The organism is Sandaracinus amylolyticus (genome assembly GCF_021631985.1).
In the GTDB taxonomy this organism is placed as follows: domain Bacteria; phylum Myxococcota_A; class Polyangia; order Polyangiales; family Sandaracinaceae; genus Sandaracinus; species Sandaracinus amylolyticus_A.
The window spans coordinates 2,436,730-2,459,235 of record NZ_CP070225.1; the positions used below are offsets into that span (position 1 = coordinate 2,436,730).

Consider the following 22,506-nt stretch of genomic DNA (forward strand, 5'->3'; position numbering starts at 1 on the left):
GACTTCCACCGAGTTCATTGTTTGGTCAGCCAACCAAGAAACTCGCATGGCACGCCCATCGAACACCGGTGCCCGCCGGGCCGAGATCGTCGACGCCCTCCTTCGTGTGCTCGCGGAGCGCGGCTGGGCCGCGGCGACCACCGCCGAGATCGCACGCGCGGCCGGCATGACGCCGGGCCTCCTCCACTATCACTTCGCGTCGAAGCAGGAGATCCTGCTCGCGCTCGTGGAGCGCCTCACCGCGACGCTCCAGGATCGCTTCGAGCGACGCGCCGAGCGAGCCGGGGACGATCCGCGGGCGCGCCTCTTCGCGCTGCTCGACGCGCACGTCGCGCTCGACGACGACGCCGATCCCGCGGCGGTCGCGAGCTGGGCCGCCATCGCGGCCGAGGCCGGGCACCAGCCCGAGGTGCGCGAGGTCTACGCGCGCGCCATCGCGAAGCAGCTCGACGCGATCGACGACCTCGTCTCCGCGACGCTGCGCGCGGAAGGTCGCGAGGTGCGCGGCGCGCGCCGCATCGCCGCGGGGCTGCTCGCCGCGATCGAGGGCGCGTATCGCATCGCGGCGTCGGCGCCCGGCGTGCTCCCCGAGGGCTTCGCCGCGCCGACGATCACGCGCATCGCGGAAGGTCTGCTGGCTTCGCAACCGAGGGCACGACGATGACTCGCACACGCCGTCTCCTGGTGCTCGGTGCGCTCTACTTCGCGCAGGGCCTCCCATTCGGGTTCTTCGTGCAGGCGCTGCCCGTCGTGCTCCGCGAGCGCGGCGTGTCGCTCTCGCTCATCGGGCTCTCGTCGTTGCTCGCGATGCCGTGGGCGCTCAAGCCGCTGGTCGCGCCGCTCGTCGATCGTGCGCGCACCCGTCGCGCGTGGATCGTCCCGCTGCAGATCACGAGCGCGCTCCTGCTCGCGCTCGCTGCGCTCGCGTCGCCCGAGGCGAGCCTGCCCGCGCTCTTCGCGATCGTCGCGCTGACGAACCTCGCTGCGGCGGCGCAAGACATCGCGACCGACGCGCTCGCGGTCGATCTCCTCCCCGCGGACGAGCGCGGGCTCGGCAACGGCCTGCAGGTCGCGGGCTATCGCGTCGGCATGATCGCGGGCGGCGGCGTGGTGCTCGGCGCGATGGCCCACATCGGCTGGGCACCGGCGATGCTCGCGCTCGGTGCGACCCTCGCGGTCGCGACCATCCCGCTGCTGATCACGCACGAGCCCGCGCGCACGCCCGCGCCGCCGCGTCCCACGATCACCGCGCTGCGGGAGGCCGCGTCGCGACCGGGTGCGCTGCGCTGGCTCCGCGTGCTCGTGCTCTTCAAGGCGGGCGAGGCGCTCGCCACCGCGATGGCGCGCCCGATGCTCGTCGATCGCGGGCTCGACGCGGGCGATCTCGCGGCGCTCCTCGGCGGCACCGGCTTCGCCGCGGGCCTCGCGGGCGCGCTGATCGGCGGCGCGCTCGTGCCGCGGCTCGGACGCCGTCGCGCCCTCGCGATCTTCGGCGCGCTGCAGATCGTAGGCATCGCGATGTGGCTCGTGCCCGCGACCGGCGTGCGCTCGCTCGTGACGCTGCACGTGGTCGTCGCGATCGAGCACGTCTTCGCCGGCATGGCCACCGCGGCGCTCTTCACGGCGATGATGGACGCGTGCCGTCCCGCGCACGCCGCGACCGACTATGCGCTTCAGGCGAGCGTCGTCGTGCTCGCGACCGGCGTCGCGTCGGCGCTCGGCGGCGTGAGCGCGGAGCACCTCGGCTACGTCGGTCACTTCGTGCTCGCGATCGTGCTCGCGGTGATCGGCCTCGCCGACGTCGTGCGCGTGCCGGTCGCGAGGTCGCCCTCGTTCGCGTGAAAGGAGCCTTCCTCCATGACGATCGCGGTCTACGCCGGCACCTTCGATCCGCTCACCGAGGGCCACGTCTCGGTGGTGCGACAGGCGGTGCGGCTCTTCGCGCACGTGCGCGTGCTCGTCGCGGTGCATCCGACCAAGAAGCCGCTCTTCACCGCCGACGAGCGCGTCGCGATGATCCGCGAGGCGCTCGCGATGATGCCCACCGTGAGCGTCGCGTGGACGAGCTCGCTCGTGATCGATCACGCCCGCGCGATCGGCGCGACCCACCTGGTGCGCGGCCTGCGCGATGCGGCCGACGCGGCGTGGGAGACCGATCTCGCGCGGCAGAATCGCGAGCTCGCGCCCGATCTCAGCACGATCATGCTGCCCGCCGAGGCCCACCTCGCGAAGGTCTCGTCCTCGGAGCTCAAGGCGCGCGCGGCGCGCGGCGAGGATCTCGAGCCGTGGTGCCCGCCCTCGATCGCGTCGCACCTGCGCGCGCGGCTCGCGGAGGTCGCGCGATGAGACTCGTGCCGCTCGGCGTCGGTGATGCGTTCTCCGAGCGCTGGTACTCGACCTCGTTCGCGATCGAGAGCGAGGGCGCGCTGATCCTCGTCGACTGCCCGCACCCGATCCGCAAGATGCTGCGCGAGGCGCGCGAGACCTCGGGGCTCGATCTGCGGCTCGAGCGCGCGTCCGCGGTCGTGCTCACGCACCTGCACGCGGATCACGCGTCGGGGCTCGAGGGATACGGCTACTTCTCGCACTTCGCGCTCGGCACGAAGGCGCGGATCGTCGCGCATCCCGCGGTCATCGCGCGCGCCTGGGACGGGCACCTCGCGGCGGGCATGGAGCGGCTCGAGACCGCGTCGGGGCTGCGCGCGATGAAGTTCGACGACTACTTCGAGCACGTGCCGCTCGACACCACGCGCGCGATCACGATCGGTCCGTTCGAGATCGAGTGCCGCGGCACGCACCACCACGTGCCCACCACCGCGCTGAGGATCCGCGCCGGGGGTCGCTCGCTCGGTCTGTCCGCGGACACGTCGTTCGATCCCAAGCTGATCGCGTGGCTCGCGGAGGCGGACCTCGTCGTGCACGAGACCAACCTCGGGACCCACACGCCCTACGAGTCGCTCGCCGCCCTCGATCCCGCGCTGCGTGCGAAGATGCGGCTCGTGCACTTCCCCGACTCGTTCGACCTCGGCGCATCGAACATCGAGTGCCTCGAGCAGGGCCGCACCTACGAGGTCTGATGCGACGACGCGCGACGCTCCGGACGCTCGGCCTCGCGACGCTCGCGGCGCGAACGCTCGGCGTCGCGCCGATGCTCGGCGGCTGCGGCGACGACGAAGCGCCGCCCCGCGCGACGATCACGTTGGGCCCATGGCCGGTGATGCCGACCGCGCGATCGATCGCGATCTGGTGCGAGGCCGGTGTCGCGCCGGACGACGTGGAGATCGTCGGTGTCGGCACCGCGCCCTTCGTGATGATCGGCGAAGGCCTCTTCCTCGCGCGCGTCGAGGGATTGATGCCCGACACCGAGCATCGCTTCGTCGTGCGCGCCGACGTGACGCACGAAGGAACGTTCCGCACGATGCCCGAGCGCGACGGCCTGGTGCGCCTCGCGATCGGCGCGGACATCCACCCGCAGAGCGCGCCCTACGTCGCGTTCGATCGCATCCGCGCGCTCTCGCCGCACCTCTATCTCGGGCTCGGTGACCAGATCTACGCCGACATCGATCCCACCGGTCCGGCGCTCCCGACGCGCGAGTCGTACGAAGAACTCTATCGGCGCACCTGGGACGACGACGCGCTGCGCGCGTGCTGGGCGAACGTTCCGACGCTGCTCGTGTGGGACGACCACGAGACGTGGAACGACTTCGACAACACCCTCGACGACGAGCGCGCCGACGTCGCGCGCGATGCCTACGAGCGCATGCAGCGCTCGCGCTCTCCGAGCGACGACGCGTGGACGATCCTCGAGGCGGGTCCCGCGAGCCTCTTCGTGCTCGACACGCGCTCGTTCCGCTCGCCCAACGTGGCGCTCGACGGACCGCGCAAGACGATGCTCGGCGACGCCCAGCTCGCCGCGCTGATCGCGTGGCTCGAGACGAGCGACGCGCCGCTGCGCGTGATCGCGTCGCCCACGCCGCTCCATCGCTACGCCGACACCGGCCTCGACGCGTGGGCCCACGGCTTCACGTTCGAGCGCGACGTGATCCTGCGCGCGATCGAGGCGAACGATCCGAGCACGGTCCTGATCGTCAGCGGCGATCAGCACTGGCCCGCGGTCGTCGAGCTCCCGCTGCCCGGCGGCGGCACCGTGCTCGAGCTGCAGTGCACGCCGACCGCCGCGTTCTTCCGCGCCGCGCCGATCGCCGAGACGCTCGGGCCCGACGTGCTCTTCGTCGGCCGCGATCAGCGTGGCTTCGGCTGGCTCGAGATCGACGGCGCGACGTCGCCGCCCACGATCTCGTTCGCGTGGATCGACGAGCTCGGAACCGAGCGATTCGCCCTCGTGCGCCCGTGATCCGCGGCCTCTTCCCCGGCTGTCGCGACGGAGCTACACCCCGCGCTTCCTCATGCTCTTCTCCTCGGTCTCGGTGGCGAGCGTGGCGTACGTCGACGCGCCGCATCGCGTGAGCTCCCGCGAGCTCGAGGATCGGCTCTCGCCGCTCTTGAAACGACTCGGGCTCGCGCCCGGGATCATCGCGTCGCTCTCGGGCGTTCAAGCGCGTCGCTTCTGGGACGAGGGCGTGCAGCCGAGCGACGTCGCCGCGCGGGCGGGCGAGAAGGCGATCGCCGCGTCGGGCATCGATCGCGCGCGCATCGGCGTGCTGGTGAACACGAGCGTCTGCCGCGACTTCGTCGAGCCCTCGACCGCGTCGATCGTGCATCGCCACCTCGCGCTCTCGCCGCGTTGTCGCAACTTCGATCTCGCGAACGCGTGCCTCGGGTTCCTCGACGGCATGGAGCTCGTCGCGGCGATGATCGAGCGCGGCGCGATCGACGCGGCGCTCGTGGTCGACGGAGAGGGCAGCCGCTTCGCGGTCGAGAAGACGATCGATCGCCTCAACGCGAGCGGCGATGCGCGGGCGCTCGGCGAGGAGTTCGCGACCCTCACGCTGGGATCGGGCGCCGCCGCGATGGTGCTCTGCCGCCGCGATCTCGCGCCGGCGGGCCACACGTTCCGCGGCGGTGTGTCGCTCGCCGCGACCGACTGGAACCACCTCTGCCGCGGCCACGCCGATCGTATGATCACCGACGCGCAGAAGCTGCTGACGCAGGGGCTCGACCTCGCGTCCAAGACGTTCGATCTCGCGCGCACCGAGCTCGGGTGGACCCCCGACGTGCTCGACGAGGTCGTCATCCATCAGGTCAGCCGACAGCACACCGAGAAGCTCGCCGCGCAGCTCGGTGTCGCGCCCGCGAAGATCCACGCGATCTTTCCCGAGCACGGCAACGTCGGCCCGGCGTCGGTGCCGATCGTCCTCGCGAAAGCCGCGGAGATCGGGCGCCTGCGCAGCGGGATGCGCGTGGCGCTCATGGGCATCGGCAGCGGCCTCAACTGCGCGATGGCGGAGATCGTCTGGTGAGCGTCTCGATCGATCGACGCATCTATCCGTTCGAGGGTCGCCGATTCGATCGCGGCGGCGGCATCCGCATGCACTACCTCGACGAGGGGCCGCGTGAGGCGCCCGTCGTGGTGATGGTGCACGGCAACCCGAGCTGGTCGATCTACTTCCGCGCGCTCGTGCTCGCGCTGCGCGACACCCATCGCTGCATCGTCCCGGATCACGTCGGGATGGGGCTCTCCGACAAACCGAGCGACGTCGACTACGAGTACACGCTCGGCTCGCGCATCGACGATCTCGGCAAGCTCCTCGATCACCTCGGCGTCGCTCGCGAGATCACGCTCGTCGTGCACGACTGGGGCGGCGGCATCGGCTTCGGCTGGGCCACGCGCCACGCCGATCGCGTCGCGCGCCTCGTCGTGCTCAACACCGCGGCGTTCCACCTGCCGCAGAGCAAGGCGTTCCCCGCCGCGCTGCGTCTGACGCGCACCCCGCTCGGCGCGCTGCTGGTCCGCGGCGGAAACGCGTTCGCGCGCGGCGCCGCGTACACCTGCGTGACGCGCAAGCCGATGTCGCGCGAGCTCCGCCGCGCCTATCTCGCGCCCTATTCGGACTGGGACTCGCGCATCGCGACGCTGCGCTTCGTGCAGGACATCCCGCTCCAGCCGAGTGATCGCGCGTACGCGCGCATCGACGAGATGGCGGAGGGGCTCGCGCAGTTCCGCCGGACGCCGACGCTGATCGCGTGGGGCATGCGCGACTTCGTGTTCGATCACCACTTCCTCGCGGAGTGGGAGAAGCGGATGCCGCACGCCGAGGTGCATCGCTTCGCCGACGCGGGCCACTACGTGCTCGAAGACGTGCCCGAGGTGATCGTCCCGCTCGTGAAGCGCTTCCTCGCCGATCACCCGCTCGATCGCGAGCGCGCGGCGTGAGCGCCGACTCCGCGAACATCGCGGCGCACCTGCCGCGCGTCGCGCGCGAGCAGCCCTTCACGCCGGCGGTGTTCGCGCCCGCGGGACGCGATGCGCGCGGTCGTCCGCGGTACGTGCACTGGACCTATCGCCAGCTCGACGAGGAGAGCGATCGCCTCGCGCGCGGCCTGCGCGACGTCGGCATCGGGCCCGGGGTGCGCACCGTGCTGATGGTCCCGCCTTCGCTCGACCTCTTCGCGATGGTGTTCGCGCTGTTCAAGGTCGGCGCGCCGCTCGTGATGGTCGATCCCGGCATCGGCACCAAGCACCTCGGCGAGTGCCTCGATCGCGCCGAGCCGCGCGCGTTCGTCGGCATCCCGAAGGCGCACGCCGCGCGCGCCGTGCTCGGCTGGGCGAAGCGCACGGTCGAGATCACGGTGAACGTCGCGCCGCGCTGGGCGCGTCCGATGGCAGGCCGTCGCGCGTTCTCGATCGACGATCTGCGCGAGCGCGGCGAGCGCGCATCGCAACGATCGATCGCGGAGGTCGCGCCCGAGGATCTCGCGGCGATCCTCTTCACGAGCGGATCGACCGGTCCCCCGAAGGGCGCGCTCTACCGTCACGCGACGTTCAGCGCGCAGGTCGAGTCGATCCGCGCGATGTACGACATTCGTCCCGGCGAGATCGACCTGCCGACGTTCCCGCTCTTCGCGCTCTTCGATCCCGCGCTCGGCATGGTCACGGTCCTGCCCGAGATGGACGCGACGCGTCCCGCCGAGGTCGATCCGCGGAACATCGTCGAGGCGATCGAGGGCTTCGGCGTGACGAACATGTTCGGCTCGCCCGCGCTGCTCGACACCGTGTCGCGCTGGGCAGTCCCGAAGAGCATTCGTTTCCCATCGTTGCGCCGCGTGATCTCCGCGGGCGCGCCGGTTGCGCCGCGCATCCTCGAGCAGTTCTCGACGCTCCTGCCCGAGGGCGCGCGCATCCACACGCCGTACGGCGCGACCGAGTCGCTGCCGGTCGCGACGATCGCGCACGACGAGGTGCTCGGCGAGACGCGCGTGCGCACCGAGCGCGGCGACGGAATCTGCGTCGGTCGCGCGGTGCCCTCGGCGCGCGTCGACGTGATCGCGATCACCGACGATCCGATCGCGCGATGGGACGACGCGCGCGTGCTCCGCGACGGCGAGATCGGCGAGATCGTGGTGCGCGGCCCGCAGGTCACGCACGGGTACGTCGCCGCGCCCGATCACACCGCGCGCGCGAAGATCGACACCCCCGAGGGCATCGCCCACCGGATGGGCGATCTCGGCTGGCGCGACGAGCGCGGGCGCCTCTGGTTCTGCGGGCGCAAGTCGCACCGCGTCGCGCTCGACGACGGAACGACGCTCTTCACGATCCCGTGCGAGGGCCCGTTCAACGCGCACCCCGACGTGAAGCGCAGCGCGCTCGTCGCGGCGAAGCGCGAGGGCCGCACGGTGCCGGTGATCATCGTCGAGCCGTGGCGCGTGATGTCGACGGGCGAGCGCGCGCGCCTGCTCACCGAGCTCGCCGAGATCGCGCGCACGAACGATCGCACCAAGCGCATCGAGCACTTCCTGGTGCACGAGAAGTTCCCGGTGGACGTCCGCCACAACGCGAAGATCCGCCGCGAAGATCTCGGTCCCTGGGCGACGCAGCAGCTCGCGCGCTGACGCGTCTCGCTCGCCCGCCCGTCGCCGGCGACACGCCTCTTCCGGCGCGCCGTCGAACGCGGCATCCTCGCCGAGATGCTCACTCACGCGCGTGCAGGTTGGTGCGAACGATGAGCGCTCCAGGTGGGGTCCGCTGTGCTCCATCGAACAACGTGCTCGTGATCCACTGGGGCGCCGTCTCCAGTGCCGACCAGGTACGACACGCCGCGAACGAGGCCCGCTCGCTCGCACGCGCACATCCATCCGGGATCGGCCTCTTCAGCGTGCTCCCACCCGCGACGCAGCTCAGCTCCGTCCCCGAGGACGTGCGGCGCGAGGCGCACCAATTCATGCAGCTCCCCGGCGTTCCGATCCTCGGCTCGGCCGTGGTGTACGAGAGCGACGGCTTCGGCGCGGCGCTCCTGCGCGGCGTGATCACGAGCATCGCGCTCGTGGTCCGCAACGGCGCGCCGATGCGCATGTTCGGGAGCATGGGCGAGGCCGAGGCGTGGCTGCACACGACGCTCGGCGCGGCCGGTCAGGCGCTGGGCAGGCGCGGCGATCTCGAGCGCGTCGCGCGCACTCTCGGCTGACGCATACTCGCGCGGTGCGCGCATCGATCCTCTGCGTGATCGCGATGCTCGCGGCGTGCGCGCCCGATGCGGCGCCGCTCCGCACGATCGAGCGCGGAACGGGGAACGGCCCGGTGATCGTGCTGCTGCACGGCTACGGATCGCGCCCCGAGCACCTCGTCGGGCTCGCCGAGCGCACCGACCTGCCCGCGGGCACGCGTCTCGTGCTTCCGTATGCGCCCGAGCCGACGCGCTCGAGCGACGCGGTGCAGGGCTTCGTGTGGTGGCGCTTCCCGTGCGCGCTCGGCGATCTCCCTCGCACGTCGATCCCCGCGATGGGCGCGGCGCGCGATCGGGTGCGCGCGCTGCTCGACGACATCGAGCGGCGCATGGGCGTGCGCAGCGATCGCATCGTGCTCGGCGGGTTCTCGCAGGGCGCGATGCTCGCGCTCGACGTCGCGCTCCACGATCCACGACCGCTCGCCGGCATCGTGCTGATGAGCGGAACGCTCGTCGACGAGGCGGCGTGGCGACCTCGCTTCGCATCGCGCCGCGGTCTGCCCGCCTACGTCTCGCACGGTCGCGAGGACGACGTGCTGCCCTTCGCGAACGCCGAGCGCCTCGTCGAGCGGATGCGCGAGGGCGGGGTCGACGTGCGCTTCCGACCGTTCACCGGCGGGCACGTCGCGACCGCCGAGACCTCCACCGAGATCGCCACGTTCATCCGCGAGGTGACTGCGCGCTGATCGCTTGCGTGCGCGCGCCGCGGATGGCACGCGAGCGCGCACATGAGCGAGCCCGTCCTCGTCACAGGCGCCGGCGGCTTCGTCGGCAGCGGCATCGTGCGCGCGCTGGTCGCGCGCGGCGTCTTCGTGCACGCGATCCAGCGCGGTCGCTACGACGCGCTCGAGGCGCTGGAGCGCGAAGGAAAGCTGCGCATCGTCCGTGGTGATCTCGGCGATCGCGACGCGGTGCTGCGCGCTGCCGAGGGCACGCGCGGCGTGTTCCACGTCGCCGCGAAAGCGGGCGTGTGGGGCTCCTACGCCGACTACTACCGCAGCAACGTCGTCGGCACCGAGAACGTGCTCCACGCGTGTCGCGCCCACGCGATCCCGAAGCTCGTCTTCACGAGCACGCCGAGCGTGGTGCACGCGGGCGACGACGTGGAGGGCGTCGACGAGCGCGCGCCCTACGCCGAGCGCTACGAGACCGCGTACCCGGAGACGAAGGCGGTCGCCGAGAAGATGGTGCTCGCCGAGAACGCCGTCGCAGGGCTCTCGACGGTCGCGCTCCGGCCGCACCTCGTGTGGGGCCCGGGCGATCCGCACCTCGTCCCGCGCATCCTCGAGCGCGCGCGCCGAGGTCGTCTGGTGCTCGTCGGCGGCGGGCACAAGCGCATCGATGCGACCTACGTCGACAGCGCGGTGCACGCGCACCTCTGCGCGTGGGATCGCCTCGCGCCGGGCGCCGCGTGCGCCGGTCGCGCGTACTTCGTCGCGCAGGGCGAGCCGATGCCGCTGCGCGAGCTGATCCTCGGGATCCTCGACGCGGCCGGTCTTCCGCCGGTGACGCGCAGCATCGATCCGCGTGTCGCGTACGCGGCGGGCGCGCTGCTCGAGGGCACCTATCGCGCGCTGCGTCTGAGGGGCGAGCCGCCGCTCACGCGCTTCGTCGCGCACCAGCTCGCGACCGCGCACTGGTTCGATCTGAGCGCCGCGAAGCGCGATCTCGGGTACGAGGCGCCGATCTCGACCGCGGAGGGCCTGCGCCGGCTCCGTGCGTCTCTTCACGCGCCCTGACAGCGTTCGGTGTCACGAATGTGAGAGGCTCGCGACGATGTCGCGACGCTTCTCTTCGTCGGTGTTGCTCCTCCTGGCGCTCGCGTGTGATCCGGCGCCGAGCGATCCGACCGACGCGGGCCTCGACGCACCGGTCGCGATCGACGCCGGCCCACGCTGCACGCCCGCGACCGGGCTGCCCGATCCGCTCGTCTGCAACGGGCACGCGGAGCTCTGCGATCGCGCCTACGACGCCGTCGCGTTCCCCACGACGCACAACGCGATGTCGAGCGAAGAGGACGGCTGGATCGCGCCGAACCAGGGGCGGAATCTCTGGCACCAGCTCGAGGACGGCGTGCGCGCGTTCATGCTCGACACGCACCGGCCCGCGAGCGCGACGCAGGTGATGCTCTGTCACGGCGGCTGCGGCGTGCTCGGGATGCGCCCGCTGATCGACGCGATGATCGAGCTGCGGCAGTTCATGGACTGCCATCCCGGCGAGGTGCTCTCGATCATCTTCGAGCCGCACGTCGACGAGGCGCCGTTCGCCGCGGTGATCGAGGAGGCGGGCCTGCTCCCGTACCTCCACCAGCAGGCCGAGGACGCGCCGTGGCCCACGCTGCGCGAGATGATCACGAGCGGGCGCCGCCTGGTGATCTTCACCGAGACCTCGAACGTCACGCTGCCCTGGCACCACCACGCGTACGACTACGTCTGGGACAACGACTATCGCGCCGAGAGTGCGGCGGACTTCGACTGCGACGTGCTGCGCGGCTCTCGCGACAACGCGGTCTTCGTGCTCAACCACTTCGTCACGAACCCGCTCGCGTCGCGGGAGCAGTCGGAGCTCGTGAACTTCGACGTGCTGCGCGATCATGCGCTGCGCTGTCGCACCGAGACCGGCGACTTCCCGAACCTCGTGACCGTCGACTTCTACGACGCGTCGGACCTCTTCGAGGTCGTCGACGAGCTCAACGGGCTCTGATCGTCACGGGGGCGATCCGAAATCGTCACGGTCGTGGCACTCTCGCCCGCATGTCTTCGGGACGGGTGGATTGGGGCGTGACGGGGAGCGGTCTGCTCGTTCCTCGTCGCAAGCTGCTCAAGGGCGGGCTCGCGGGGTTCGCGGCCGCGATGATGTCGCGCACGCTGATCGGCTGCGACGACGGAGGGCCAGCGAGCGCCCTCGACGCCGGCGGGGTCGACGCGAACGGCATCGACGCGATGATGGCCGACGCGGGCTCGTTCGAGTTCCCGCACCGCGACATTCCGACGCCGCCGCCGGTGCGCTCGCGCATCGCGGACATCGGCGCGCTCGGTGAGCCCGACGCGAACGGCGTCCGCCTCGCGCCTGGCTTCACGTCGCGCATCATCGGGCGCGCCGGCGAGCTCGTCGCAGGCACGACCTACGAGTGGCACCGCTTCCCCGACGGCGGCGCGACCTACGCGACCGAAGACGGCGGGTGGATCTACGCGTCGAACTCCGAGGTCCCGCTGATCGGCGGCGTGGGCGCGGTGCGCTTCGACGCCGACGGCGAGATCGTCGCCGCGCATCGCATCCTCGATCGCACGAGCGTGAACTGCGCCGGCGGCAAGACGCCGTGGCACACGTGGCTGTCGTGCGAGGAGACCGGCACCGGTCAGGTCCACGAGTGCGATCCGTGGGGCGAGCACGCGGCGGTGGTCCGCCCGGCGCTCGGTCGCTTCAAGCACGAGGCTGCGGCGATCGATCCGGTGCGTGCGCACGTCTATCTCACCGAGGACGAGAGCGACGGTCGCTTCTATCGCTTCGTGCCCGATCGCCTCACGAGCCGGGGTCATCCCGATCTCTCGTCGGGCCGCCTCGAGGTCGCGGTCGTCGGCGGCGACGGGCGCGTCACCTGGGCCGAGCTGCCGGATCCGCGCTTCGAGGGCGAGGTGCCGACGCGCATGCAGATCGCGGAGAGCACCGCGTTCCGCGGCGGCGAGGGCATCTGGTACCACGAGGGGATCGTCTACTTCAGCACCAAGGGCGACAACCGCGTGTGGGCGCTCGACGTGGAGACCAACGAGCTCGACGTCCTCTACGACATCGCCGACTACACCGACCCGGTGCCGCTGCGCGGCGTCGACAACCTCACGGTGTCGTGCTGCGGCGACGTGCTCGTCGCGGAGGACGGCGGCTCGATGCAGGTCGTCGCGATCCTGCCCGACGGCCAGCTCAAGCCGCTGGTGCAGGTCGTCGGCCACGCGATGTCCGAGATCACCGGGCCCGCGTTCGATCCGAGCGGCACGCGCCTCTACTTCAGCTCGCAGCGCGGCGTCGAAGGTGGCGGCGGCGTGGGCGTGACGTTCGAGATCACCGGCCCGTTCCACGAGCCGGTCTGACGCTCGCGGCATCTCATTTCTTCGGGAAGAACTCGCTGCGCCCGCCGCTCTTCACCCGAGCGCCGAGGCGCAGCAGATCCATCCCGCCCCGCAGCGCGCCCTTCACGCCGAGCTTGCTGCCGCGCACGTCCTCCCAGACCTGCAGCGGGATCTCGAGGAAGTCGTCGACCGAGAGCCCGGGCGCGTCGGCGTTGCCGGTGGTGAGCCGTCCCAGCAGCTCGACGTCGAACACCCAGCGCGATCGGAAGGGCACGCTCATCGCGGCGCGAAGCGCGGGCGTGTCGCGAAAGAGCTTCGCGCCGCACTGCGTGTCGTAGATGCTCATGTCGAGCACCATCGACGCGGTGGTCGCGAAGAGACGACCGAGATAGTGGCGCGTCTGCTTGCGCCGCACGTGCGCGCCGAGGCGCGCGATCCGCGAGCCCATCGCGACCTTCGCGTGGCTCGCCTCGATCTTGTCGAGCATGCGCGAGAGCTCTTCGGGCGGCGTCGCGAAGTCGGCGTCGAGATAGCCGACGAGATCGTCGCGCGACTCGCCGCGCGCGATGCGCTCGAGCGCGAGGTTCACCCCGGTGCGCACCGCCTCGGCCTTGCCGGAGTTGCGCCCCATCGAGAGCGCGGTGACGCGCGTGGGATGGCGCGCCGCGAGCGACTCGAGGAGCGCGCGTGTTCCGTCGGTCGATCCGTCGTCGACGAGGATCACGTCGATGCGTGGGTCCGCGACGAGCTGCGCCACACCGCGGGGATCGAGGCGCTTCTCCTCGTTGAAGCAAGGCAGGACGACGATCACGCGCAGCTGGCTCCCTGGATGCTCGAGACGCGCGAGTATGGCACGGTGGATCGACGATGAGCGGCCAGAGAGACGGAGAGAAGTGGGATGCGGCGCAGGAAGGCGCGGAGCTGATCGCCGAGGGCGAGATCGACGCCGCGATCCGCGAGCTCGAAGCGGTGATCGATCGCGATCCGAAGAACGAGTACGCGTACTACTTCCTCGGCGCGGCGCACTTCGAGAAGGGCGCGTTCGACAAGGCGATGAAGGCGTCGGTGAAGGCGCTCGAGATCGCGCCGCAGTACCTCGGCGCGCTGGTCCAGCTCGGCCACGCGCTGCGCATGATGGGCCGGCACCAGGAGGCGATCCGCGTCGCACGCCAGCTCCTCGCGCAGAACAAGGACGACGGCGACGCGCTGTACCTGCTCGGCCTCTCGCACTACGCGCGCGGCGAGCGCGCGGCGGCGGCGGAGTACCTGAATCGCTTCCTCGCGACGAAGCCCGAGCTCGAGGTCGCGAACGAGGTGCACGGCCTCCTGCAGGTGCTGCGCGGCGACGTGGAGCCGAGCGACGAAGGCGAGGGCGGCGGTGGCGGCCCGGACCGCAGCCTGAACTGAGCGGATGCGACGTCGATCGCCGGTTCGACGGTATGCGGAGGCCGCGCGGCGGCACGCAGAGGGCACGAAGGACGACGATCCGCGCCGCGCGAACCGGGCTGCGCGCGAGCTGACGCGCCTGTGGCAGCAGATCAGGAGCGCCGATGAGTTGCGGGTCGAGCTCGTCGATCTCCTGGTCGACGAAGACCTCGGCGTCCGGCTCTGGGCAGCGACTCACCTGCTGCCGATCGAACCGTCGCGAGCCGAGCCAACGCTCGAGGAGCTGTGTCGAGAGCCCGGTCTCCTGGGCTTCGATGCACGCAAGGTGTTGGAGGAGTGGCGGGCCGGGCGGCTGCGCGAGCTCTGACGAGCCCGTCATCGATCGGCCGAGCTCGTGATGCCGAACGCGGTGATTCGATGCTGAGATACCCGAGCATGCGTCGTGAGCTGGTCGAGTGTCTCGAGATCCTCGGCAGCCCCGAGCTCCGTGATGGACGCACGGGTGAGCCGATCCAGCTCGACGTGCCGGTGCACTTCCTGTTCGACGACAGCGTCCTCGCCGACGACGCCGAGCGCGCGATCGGTTGGTACCTCGTCGATGCCGACGAAGCGCAGCTGGTTCGCGACGTGATCGGCGCGATCGATCGGATCTTCGTCGCGCACGGGACCGAGCATCCCGACCAGTACTTCCTGGAGCTGCCCGAGTGGACGCGAGTGCTCGGCCTCGCTCGCACAGCGGCCACGACGTTGAAGGATCGCGATCCCGGGCACTGGTGACGTTCGGGGTCGGACCCTCGTCCGTCGTGGATCAGTGCATCGGCGGCGCGAAGAGCTGCACCGGCGTCGCGCTCCACTGCGCGCCGCCTGCGGTCCCGCTCAGCGCGTCGCCGCGCTCGACCGTCGCGGTGTACTCGACTCCATCCAACGAGAACTGCAGCTGCGCGCCCTGCTGCGACCAGCGGTTGCGCTCGCTGATCGCGCCCTGATCCGTCAGCAGCGCGCCGCCCGCCTCGAAGTGGATCACGCGCTCGCCGCTCGACGTTTGCAGCGTCCACTGCGTGCCCGCGAGGTTGATGCACGTCTCGGCCTGCTGGGTCTCGTCGGGATGACAGCCGCCGCCGACCTGCATCCGATCGCCGCGCCACTGCCACGTCTCGCCGCGGACGTTCTGCGCGTCGCCGACGATCACGGTGCCGTTCGACACGTCCGCGCGGTACTCGACGAACCGGTTCTGCAGGAACATCCGGATCGTGTTGCCGTCGACGTACCACTCGTCGGTCGCGGGCGACGCGGCCGGATGATCGGTCGAGCGCAGTCGGTTCGCCGCGAGCAGCTCGACGTCGAACGCGTACTCGCCGCCCGGCGCCATCGCGGTGAGGTGCCAGCGACTCCCGGTCGGGTTCCAGCACACGCGACCGAGCCGCAGCTCACCCGTCGTCTGGCATGGCTCCACCGCGCGCGCCTGCGGCGTCGTCCCACCAGCACCGGCTTGAGTGCCGCCGCCACATGCGGCGAGCGCAGCAGTGAGGAGACCAGCGGCGAAAGTGCGTGTCGGTCCGCGCATATGCGCGCGACTCTAGCAGAACGTGATGATCAACATCGGCTCGCCCGCTCCGGGCCCTCCCGTCCGCGTGCTCCGCACGCTCCCGTACGGGCCCTGCACCGGCGAGCACTCCGGCTGATTCAAACGCTCGCGAGCGGCAGCGAGCGCTTGCCGGTGCCGTTCTCGGTCGCGAAGGGCACGGGATAGTCGCCGCTGAAGCACGCGTCGCAGAAGCCCTCGCGACCCGGGCCCTCGCCGCGCACCGCGCGATGCAGGCCGTCGATCGAGAGATAGCCGACCGTGTCGCTCGTCACGTACTTCGCGACCTCGGCGGGGCTGTGGCTCGCCGCGATCAGCTCGTTCCGCGAGGGCGTGTCGATGCCGTAGTAACAAGGCCAGCGCGTCGGCGGCGAGCTGATGCGCAGGTGCACTTCCTTCGCGCCCGCGTCGCGCAGCATCTTCACGATCTTGCGGCTCGTCGTGCCGCGCACGATCGAGTCGTCGATCACCGCGACGCGCTTGCCCTCGAGCACCGCGCGCACCGGCGAGAGCTTGAGCTTCACGCCGAAGTGTCGGATCGACTGGCTCGGCTCGATGAACGTGCGGCCCACGTAGTGGCTGCGGATCAGCCCGAGCTCGAACGGGATCCCGAGCCGCCCCGCGTAGCCGAGCGCCGACGCGACGCCGCTGTCGGGCACCGGGATCACCACGTCGACGTCGGCCGGGCACTCCTCCGCGAGGATCGCGCCGAGCCGCTTGCGCGTCTCGTACACGCTGATGCCGTTCAGCTTCGAGTCGGGCCGCGCGAAGTAGACGTACTCGAAGATGCACATGCGCTGCGCGCGCGTCTCGAACGGACGCAGCGAGCGCACGCCCTCGCGATCCGCGACGATCATCTCGCCGGGCTCGAGGTCGCGCACGTACTCGGCGCCGATCAGCTCGAACGCCGAGGGCTCGCTCGCGACGACCGTCGCGCCGGGCAGGCCGGGGTACGCGCTGAGCGTGCCGAGGCAGAGCGGGCGGAACCCGTGCGGGTCGCGCACTGCGATGAGCTCGTCGGTCGTGAGGAACACGATCGAGTAGGCGCCCTGCATCTGCTTGAGCGCGTCGCTCACGCGACCGACCGTGGTGGCCTCGCGGCTGCGCGCGATGAGGTGCACCAGCACCTCGGTGTCGCTCGAGCTGTTGAAGATCGAGCCCGCGGCCTCGAGGCGCGCCCGCACTTCCTCGAAGTTCGTGAAGTTGCCGTTGTGCCCGACCGCGAGCGAGCCCATCGCGTAGTCCACCGCGATCGGCTGCGCGTTCTTGAGCCCACCGCCGCCGGCGGTGGAGTAGCGCACGTGCCCGATCGCGCGGTCGCCCGGCAGCGCCTCGAGCACCGGCTGCGAGAACGCGTCCTGCACGAGCCCGAGCGACTTGTGCGCGAAGAGGCGCCCGCCGTCGGTGCTGACGATGCCTGCGCTCTCCTGGCCGCGATGCTGCAGGGCATGGAGCCCGAGGTAGGTCAGGTTGGACGCCTGCGGGGCGCCCCAGATGCCGACGACGCCGCACATGGGCCCGGCTTGTAGCGCCGCACCTGGACCATGTCGAGGGGTGGAGCGTGGCGCGCGGAGCGCTCCGCGCTCCTTCTTTCGGAACGCCAAATGTTCTAACAATTTCGTGTGCTTCGCGTGACCCGAATCGAAATCCGCCGGCCACGTACCGCACGGAGGACCCGATGCGCTTCCGCTCACCGTTGTCTCTGCTCACCGCGCTCGTGCTCGCCCTCACGACGGCGTGCACCGGCCTGCTCGGCGAGGCGGCCGCAGGGCCCGACGGCGTGGGCCCCGGGCCGGGCCCAGGCGATGGCCCGCGCGATCCAGGGGGCAACCCGATCGACCCGAGCGATCCCGTCGATCCGGGCGAGCCCATCGTGTGCGAGGGCGAGGCGCCGGGCCGTCGCTCGCTGCGCTTGCTGACGCGCGACGAGTACCGCGCGACGGTCGCGGATCTGCTCGGCATCGCCGCGCCCGACGTCGACTCGTTCCCGGTCGAGACCTCGGTGCGCGGCTACGACAACGAGTCGAACGCGCAGCTCGTCACCGGACGCCACGCCGATGCGTACGCGGGCGCGGCCGAGACGCTGGTCGCGACGGTCGATCCCGCGCGCTTCGCCGCGTGCGATCTCTCGGCGACGTCGTGCCAGCGGCAGCTCGTCGAGGCGTTCGGCCGTCGCGCGTTCCGCCGTCCGCTCGCGAGCGACGAGGTCGATCGTTACGTCGCGCTCTTCGCGAGCGAGCTGATCGTCGGTGATGCGCGCATCGGCGCGCGGCTCGCGATGGAGGCGATGCTCGCGTCGCCGTCGTTCCTCTACCGCAGCGAGGTCGGCGAGGCGCAGGCGGACGGCACGTTCGCGCTCACCTCGTGGGAGATCGCGACCGCGCTCTCCTATCTCTTCTGGGGCACGATGCCCGACGACGCGCTCTTCGCGCTCGCGGAGAGCGACTCGCTGCGCGACACCGCGATCATCGAGCGCGAGGCGCGCCGCATGCTCGACGATCCGCGCAGCGAGGACGCGGTCGCTGCGTTCGTCTCGCGCTGGCTCGGCACCACCCGCCTGCTCGGCACGAACCGCGACGCGACGCTCTTCCCGGGGTTCACCGACACGGTGCGCGAGTCGATGCTCGCCGAGGAGCGCGCGTTCGTGCGCCACGTGATGTACGAGGGCACCGGGCGGTTCAGCGAGCTCTTCAGCGCCGACTACCTGATGGTCGACGCGAACCTGCGCACCTACTACGGGCTCGGTGCCGGCGGCAGCGCGGCGTTCGAGCGCGTGAGCGCGCCGCCGGAGCGCGTCGGCGGTCTGCTCGTGATGGGCAGCGTCATGGCGAGCCACGCGCACTCGAACGAGAGCTCGCCGATCCGTCGCGGTCTCTTCGTGCGCGATCGCCTGCTCTGCCAGGACCTCCCGCCGCCTCCCGCGAACGCCGACACCACGCCGCCGGGGCTCGATCCGACGCTCACGACGCGCGAGCGGTTCCGCCGCCACACCGACGATCCGGTGTGCTCGTCGTGCCACCAGTTCATCGACGGCGTGGGCTTTCCCTTCGAGCGCTTCGACGCGGTCGGCGCGTATCGCGAGCAGGAGAACGGGCTCGCGATCGACACGAGCGGCGAGCTGATCGGCGTCGAGACGCTGAGCGACGGCGCGCGCCTCGCGCTGTCGAGCCCGCAGGATCTCGCGGCGCAGATCTCGGAGAGCGACACCGCGCGCGACTGCATGGCGCGCCAGTGGTGGCGCTGGGCGCGCGGCACGATCGAGCGCGACGCGGGCGATGCGTGCTCGGTGCGCGCGCTCGCGACGCGCTTCGACGAGAGCGGTGGTGACCTGCGCGAGCTGATGGTGGCGGTCGTGACCCAGCCCTCGTTCCGGATCCGTCGTGCGGCAGAGGAGGTGGCGCCGTGATGAAGCGTCGTTCGTTCCTGAAGGGCCTCGCGGCGGGTGCGGCGCTCGCGCCGATCGGGATCCACACGTTCGCGCGCAGCGCGCGCGCGGCGGGCGAGGGCAGGGCGCTCTTCGTGTACATCCCCGACGGCTGCATCCCGGATCGCTGGCATCCGCGCGGCAGCTCGGGGAGCAGCACGTTCACGCTGCCCGAGATGAGCGCGCCGCTCGAGCGCGTCCGGCAGCACCTCACGTTCCTCGATGGGCTCGACATGTACGCGGGCGGGCCGACGCACGAGGGCGGCTGCGCGAAGGTGCTCACCGGCACCGATCCGACGTCGCTCGACGTGTTCCTCGGCCAGACGCTGCGCGAGGGCGTGCCGCACCCGAGCGTGCACCTCGGCGTGGGCTCGAACTTCGAGAACGGCAGCGGCAGCTTCTCGCGCCTGATGGGCACCGAGGTGAAGGCCGACGACGATCCGCTCAACGCGTTCTCGCGTTTGTTCGGTGGACGCGAGATGACCGACACGAGCGCGGAGGAGCTGCGCATCCGACGTCGTCGCAGCGTGCTCGACGCGATCAGCGGCGACCTGACCGCGCTGCGCGGCAGGCTCGGGAGCGTGGAGCGCACCAAGCTCGACGTGCACACCGAGTCGCTGCGCGAGCTCGAGCGCCGACTGATGGCGCCGGTGGGCGGCAGCTGCAGCGACGTCGCGTTCAACGCGGGGGGCTATCGCAACGTCGAGACCGACTACTACCCGAAGACCTACCACAAGGAAGACAACTTCCTGACCGTCGGGCGGCTGCAGCAGGACCTCGCGGTGCTCTCGCTGGGCTGCGGGATCACGCGGGTCGCGTCGATCATGTGGTCGCACCCGGTGAGCCCCACGCACGTGCGCGACTCCACGGCGACCCTGGGCAACCACGACGCGTCGCACTACGGCAACGCCGACAGCGACACGGCGCGCCAGTTCGTGGCACTGAAGCGCTGGTTCGCCGATCGCTTCGCGGAGCTGATCGAGAAGCTCGCGTCCACGCCCGACGGCGAAGGCACGCTGCTCGACTCGACCGTCGTGATGCTGTGCAGCGAGCTCGGCGACTCGAACGCGCACGATCACAAGCGCGTGCCCTTCGTGGTCGCGGGCGGCGCGGGCGTGCGGCTGCGCGGCAATCGCTTCATCGACTATCGCGGCGGGCACGGCGGCGAGAACGAGGCGCACTCCAAGCTGCTGGTGTCGATCGCGCAGGCGGTCGGCGTGCCGGTCGAGACCTATGGGTACTCGGGGCACGGCAGCGGCGGGCTCGAGGGGCTCTTGACCTGAGTCCCTGCCGGAGTGCTCGTCCCGCCGGTAGGGACCGGCGGGCGAGCCGATTTTTCGACAGTCCTCGAGCCCGACGCGCGCGTGGTAGACCCGCGCGCGTGGGGGACGAGGAGCTCGAGATCGATCTCGCCAAGCGCCGCATCCGGCGCGGCGGCGAGGACGTCGTCGTGCAGCGGCGCGTCTTCGATCTGATCACCTATCTGATGCAGGAGCGCGGGCGCGCGGTGTCACGCGCCGAGCTCCTGCGGCACGTGTGGAACGACGTGCACGTGAGCGAGGCGTCGCTGAACCAAGCGGTGCGCGCCGCGCGGCGTGCGATCGGCGACGATCCGGTCGAACCTCGCCGCATCCTCACGCTGCGCGGGTACGGCTATCGGTGGATCGACGAGCCGCGCGAGGTGGCGCGCGCTCCGAGCTGCCACGACGAGACGGTCGAGCGCGACGACGCGCGCGGCAGCGAAGAGGGGGCGGTGCTCTTCGTGGTCGCAGGCGCGGACGGAGCCGACGTCACGCCGAGCGCCCATGCGCTCGAGGGGATCGACGAGATCGACGTGGTGCGCACCGCGCGCTCGGGCGTCGTGCGCGAGGGACGCACGCTCGTGCTCGGGGTCGCGAGCGCGCTGCTCTCGCGACGTCACGCGCGGATCGTCCGGCGACCCGGTGGGCGCTTCGTGCTGGAGGACGGCGGATCGAAGAACGGGACGCGCCTCGACGGTCGGCGCGTGGAGCGCGTGGAGCTCCGCGACGGCGACTGGATCGGCTGCGGCCCGCTGCTGCTGCGGTTCCGCAGCGGCATGGGCGCGCCGCTCGAGGAGCGCTCGCTCCCGACGATCTCGCCGGCGCTCGCGCGCGACGTGGATGCCGCGGCGCGCGTGCTCGAGGACGGCGTCGCGGTGCTCGTGGTGGCGAGCGAGGGGACCGACACCGCGCGGCTCGCGCGCACGCTGGCGACGCTCGCGGGACGTCGCGGCGCCTTCGTGTCGTGGCGAGCGCGCGGCGCGGACGACGACGACGTGCAGCTCGCGGAGCGACTCGACGCGGCCCGCGGGGGCACGCTGCACGTCACGCACGTGGACGCGCTCGATCCGCGCGTGATCGCGCGCCTGGCGAGCGCGATCGAGCCTCGCTCCGAGGGCGAGCCACCGCTCGATGTCGCGGTCGTCGCGAGCGCCGCGGCGGATGACGGGCTCCTCGCCGCGGCGCTCGGCGCGCACGCGCTGCGTGTGCCTCTGCTCGCCGATCGTCGCGAGGACCTCGGCCTCTTGCTCGCGGTGCACGCACCCGGCGTCGTGTGGTCGCCCGCGGCGCTCGATCGGCTCGCGATGCATCGCTGGCCCGGAGACGAGCGCGAGCTCGCGGCGACGATCCGCGCTGCGAGGGCGCTCGCGACGCGCGGTGTGATCGAGGTCGACCACCTGCCCGCGTCGCTGCGGTGACGAGGCCCGAGCGAGCACGTCGCTCGGGCCTCGGTGGATCACAACGAGACGTCGGTGCAGGTGCCCTCGGGGATGAACCAGTTCGCGAAGCGCTCGTAGAAGAACTCGCCGACCTCGGTGGTCCGGCTGAGATCGACGTCGGTGACGCGCGGGCTCGTGATGCACACGCGGAACGCGCCGGGGCGCAGGGGCGTCACCGCCACGTTCCCGCGCACCTCGACCGTGCCGTGGGCGTCGCGGCGGATGTCGCGCTTCAGCGTCACGCCGAAGCGCAGCGTCGCCACGCAGCCACTCACCGAGAGCGACTCGACGCCGTGGATGACGAGGTCCTTGCGGCGCGTGAGGCGCACCTGGGTGCCCGCGACCCTCGCATCGATCCCGCCGAGGATCAGGTCGTGGCCGATGTCGGCGATCGCTTGGATGGTCTCGCACGAGAGCGACTGGGCGGACGCGCGCTGCGCGCCGCTCGCGAGGACGCCCGCGCAGATCGCGAGCACGAGGAAGGCCGAGCGGAAGATCGAGCTCATCGGTGTTTCTCCTGTCGAGTGACGAGCGCGCTTGTACGTGCGGCGAGCGCGCCGCGGAGGTGCGCAGCGCGCGATTCACGGAGCGATCACCGGGCGATCACGCACCGCTCTGCGACCGTTCGACGTCGCCACAAAGCCACGCTCGGGACGGTGTCGCGCATCGATCTCGCGCGGCGTGGTAAC

At 71.4% G+C, this 22,506-nt stretch carries 23 protein-coding genes; 19 read left to right on the forward strand and 4 right to left on the reverse strand.

The features are described from left to right. The first annotated feature begins 46 nt into the window (after positions 1-46). The 13 genes from I5071_RS10030 to I5071_RS10090 all read left to right on the forward strand — a co-directional run bounded on the left by I5071_RS10030 (position 47) and on the right by I5071_RS10090 (position 12,706). Positions 47-664, forward strand: a complete 618-nt coding sequence (locus I5071_RS10030; protein ID WP_236605198.1) for a TetR/AcrR family transcriptional regulator — start codon at positions 47-49, stop codon at positions 662-664. Next, positions 661-1,842, forward strand: coding sequence for an MFS transporter (locus tag I5071_RS10035; RefSeq protein WP_236605199.1), 1,182 nt, complete (start codon positions 661-663; stop codon positions 1,840-1,842). The genes I5071_RS10030 and I5071_RS10035 overlap by 4 nt, the downstream gene beginning before the upstream one ends. 15 nt (positions 1,843-1,857) lie before the next feature. After that, positions 1,858-2,346 (forward strand): pantetheine-phosphate adenylyltransferase, encoded by a 489-nt coding sequence (gene coaD / locus I5071_RS10040; RefSeq protein ID WP_236605200.1) that lies wholly within the window; start codon positions 1,858-1,860, stop codon positions 2,344-2,346. Further along, positions 2,343-3,077, forward strand: a complete 735-nt coding sequence (locus tag I5071_RS10045; RefSeq protein ID WP_236605201.1) for an MBL fold metallo-hydrolase — start codon at positions 2,343-2,345, stop codon at positions 3,075-3,077. Before coaD ends, I5071_RS10045 begins: the two co-directional genes overlap by 4 nt. Continuing rightward, positions 3,077-4,354, forward strand: a complete 1,278-nt coding sequence (locus I5071_RS10050) for an alkaline phosphatase D family protein (protein WP_236605202.1) — start codon at positions 3,077-3,079, stop codon at positions 4,352-4,354. The genes I5071_RS10045 and I5071_RS10050 overlap by 1 nt, the downstream gene beginning before the upstream one ends. Positions 4,355-4,406: 52 nt before the next feature. Beyond that, entirely contained in the window at positions 4,407-5,420 is a 1,014-nt protein-coding gene (locus I5071_RS10055; RefSeq protein ID WP_236605203.1) for a 3-oxoacyl-ACP synthase III, read from the forward strand. A 68-nt stretch (positions 5,421-5,488) separates the two neighbouring features. Beyond that, on the forward strand, positions 5,489-6,334 hold the full coding sequence (locus tag I5071_RS10060) for an alpha/beta fold hydrolase (RefSeq protein WP_419249647.1): 846 nt from the start codon (positions 5,489-5,491) through the stop codon (positions 6,332-6,334). Continuing rightward, complete coding sequence (locus I5071_RS10065) at positions 6,331-8,010, forward strand: fatty acid CoA ligase family protein (protein ID WP_236605205.1); 1,680 nt, start codon at positions 6,331-6,333, stop codon at positions 8,008-8,010. The genes I5071_RS10060 and I5071_RS10065 overlap by 4 nt, the downstream gene beginning before the upstream one ends. Positions 8,011-8,120: 110 nt before the next feature. Next, a complete protein-coding gene (locus I5071_RS10070) occupies positions 8,121-8,582 on the forward strand; it encodes a hypothetical protein (protein ID WP_236605206.1) in 462 nt (153 codons plus the stop codon). A gap of 14 nt (positions 8,583-8,596) precedes the next feature. Beyond that, positions 8,597-9,307 carry an alpha/beta hydrolase gene (locus tag I5071_RS10075; protein ID WP_236605207.1) on the forward strand — a complete coding sequence of 237 codons (711 nt, stop codon included), beginning with the start codon at positions 8,597-8,599 and terminating at the stop codon, positions 9,305-9,307. A gap of 42 nt (positions 9,308-9,349) precedes the next feature. Continuing rightward, positions 9,350-10,360, forward strand: a complete 1,011-nt coding sequence (locus tag I5071_RS10080; protein WP_236605208.1) for an NAD-dependent epimerase/dehydratase family protein — start codon at positions 9,350-9,352, stop codon at positions 10,358-10,360. Positions 10,361-10,397: 37 nt separating this feature from the next. After that, complete coding sequence (locus I5071_RS10085; RefSeq protein WP_236605209.1) at positions 10,398-11,324, forward strand: hypothetical protein; 927 nt, start codon at positions 10,398-10,400, stop codon at positions 11,322-11,324. Positions 11,325-11,473: 149 nt separating this feature from the next. After that, entirely contained in the window at positions 11,474-12,706 is a 1,233-nt protein-coding gene (locus I5071_RS10090) for an alkaline phosphatase PhoX (RefSeq protein WP_419249648.1), read from the forward strand. 13 nt (positions 12,707-12,719) lie between these two features. Here I5071_RS10090 and I5071_RS10095 read toward each other — a convergent pair whose 3' ends face one another. Beyond that, positions 12,720-13,496: a glycosyltransferase gene (locus tag I5071_RS10095; RefSeq protein WP_236605211.1), complete on the reverse strand. Its 777-nt coding sequence runs from the start codon at positions 13,494-13,496 to the stop codon at positions 12,720-12,722. A 56-nt stretch (positions 13,497-13,552) separates the two neighbouring features. On the opposite strand from I5071_RS10095, the gene I5071_RS10100 reads away from it, so the two are divergent. From I5071_RS10100 to I5071_RS10110, 3 genes are read left to right on the forward strand one after another with little or no spacing between them, the layout of a single operon-like run. Further along, complete coding sequence (locus tag I5071_RS10100) at positions 13,553-14,092, forward strand: tetratricopeptide repeat protein (RefSeq protein ID WP_236605212.1); 540 nt, start codon at positions 13,553-13,555, stop codon at positions 14,090-14,092. Positions 14,093-14,096: 4 nt separating this feature from the next. Then, positions 14,097-14,438: a hypothetical protein gene (locus tag I5071_RS10105; RefSeq protein WP_236605213.1), complete on the forward strand. Its 342-nt coding sequence runs from the start codon at positions 14,097-14,099 to the stop codon at positions 14,436-14,438. A 50-nt stretch (positions 14,439-14,488) separates the two neighbouring features. Beyond that, the gene (locus tag I5071_RS10110; protein WP_419249630.1) at positions 14,489-14,848 is read left to right on the forward strand and encodes an SCO4402 family protein; all 360 of its coding nucleotides are present in this window, start codon (positions 14,489-14,491) and stop codon (positions 14,846-14,848) included. 31 nt (positions 14,849-14,879) lie between these two features. On the opposite strand, the gene I5071_RS10115 is transcribed toward I5071_RS10110, so the two are convergent. Next, positions 14,880-15,524, reverse strand: a complete 645-nt coding sequence (locus I5071_RS10115) for a hypothetical protein (RefSeq protein WP_236605215.1) — start codon at positions 15,522-15,524, stop codon at positions 14,880-14,882. 230 nt (positions 15,525-15,754) lie between these two features. Beyond that, complete coding sequence (purF, locus tag I5071_RS10120) at positions 15,755-17,167, reverse strand: amidophosphoribosyltransferase (RefSeq protein ID WP_236605216.1); 1,413 nt, start codon at positions 17,165-17,167, stop codon at positions 15,755-15,757. Between the two features lie 164 nt (positions 17,168-17,331). On the opposite strand from purF, the gene I5071_RS10125 reads away from it, so the two are divergent. The 3 genes from I5071_RS10125 (at position 17,332) to I5071_RS10135 (ending at position 21,796) form a co-directional block, all read left to right on the forward strand. Continuing rightward, positions 17,332-19,059 (forward strand): DUF1592 domain-containing protein, encoded by a 1,728-nt coding sequence (locus tag I5071_RS10125; protein ID WP_236605217.1) that lies wholly within the window; start codon positions 17,332-17,334, stop codon positions 19,057-19,059. Next, on the forward strand, positions 19,059-20,360 hold the full coding sequence (locus I5071_RS10130) for a DUF1552 domain-containing protein (protein WP_236607629.1): 1,302 nt from the start codon (positions 19,059-19,061) through the stop codon (positions 20,358-20,360). The genes I5071_RS10125 and I5071_RS10130 overlap by 1 nt, the downstream gene beginning before the upstream one ends. 98 nt (positions 20,361-20,458) lie before the next feature. After that, the gene (locus tag I5071_RS10135) at positions 20,459-21,796 is read left to right on the forward strand and encodes a winged helix-turn-helix domain-containing protein (protein ID WP_236605218.1); all 1,338 of its coding nucleotides are present in this window, start codon (positions 20,459-20,461) and stop codon (positions 21,794-21,796) included. Positions 21,797-21,834: 38 nt separating this feature from the next. Here the strand turns inward: I5071_RS10135 and I5071_RS10140 are convergent, their stop codons facing one another. Next, entirely contained in the window at positions 21,835-22,323 is a 489-nt protein-coding gene (locus I5071_RS10140; protein WP_236605219.1) for a hypothetical protein, read from the reverse strand. Positions 22,324-22,506: the final 183 nt, after the last annotated feature.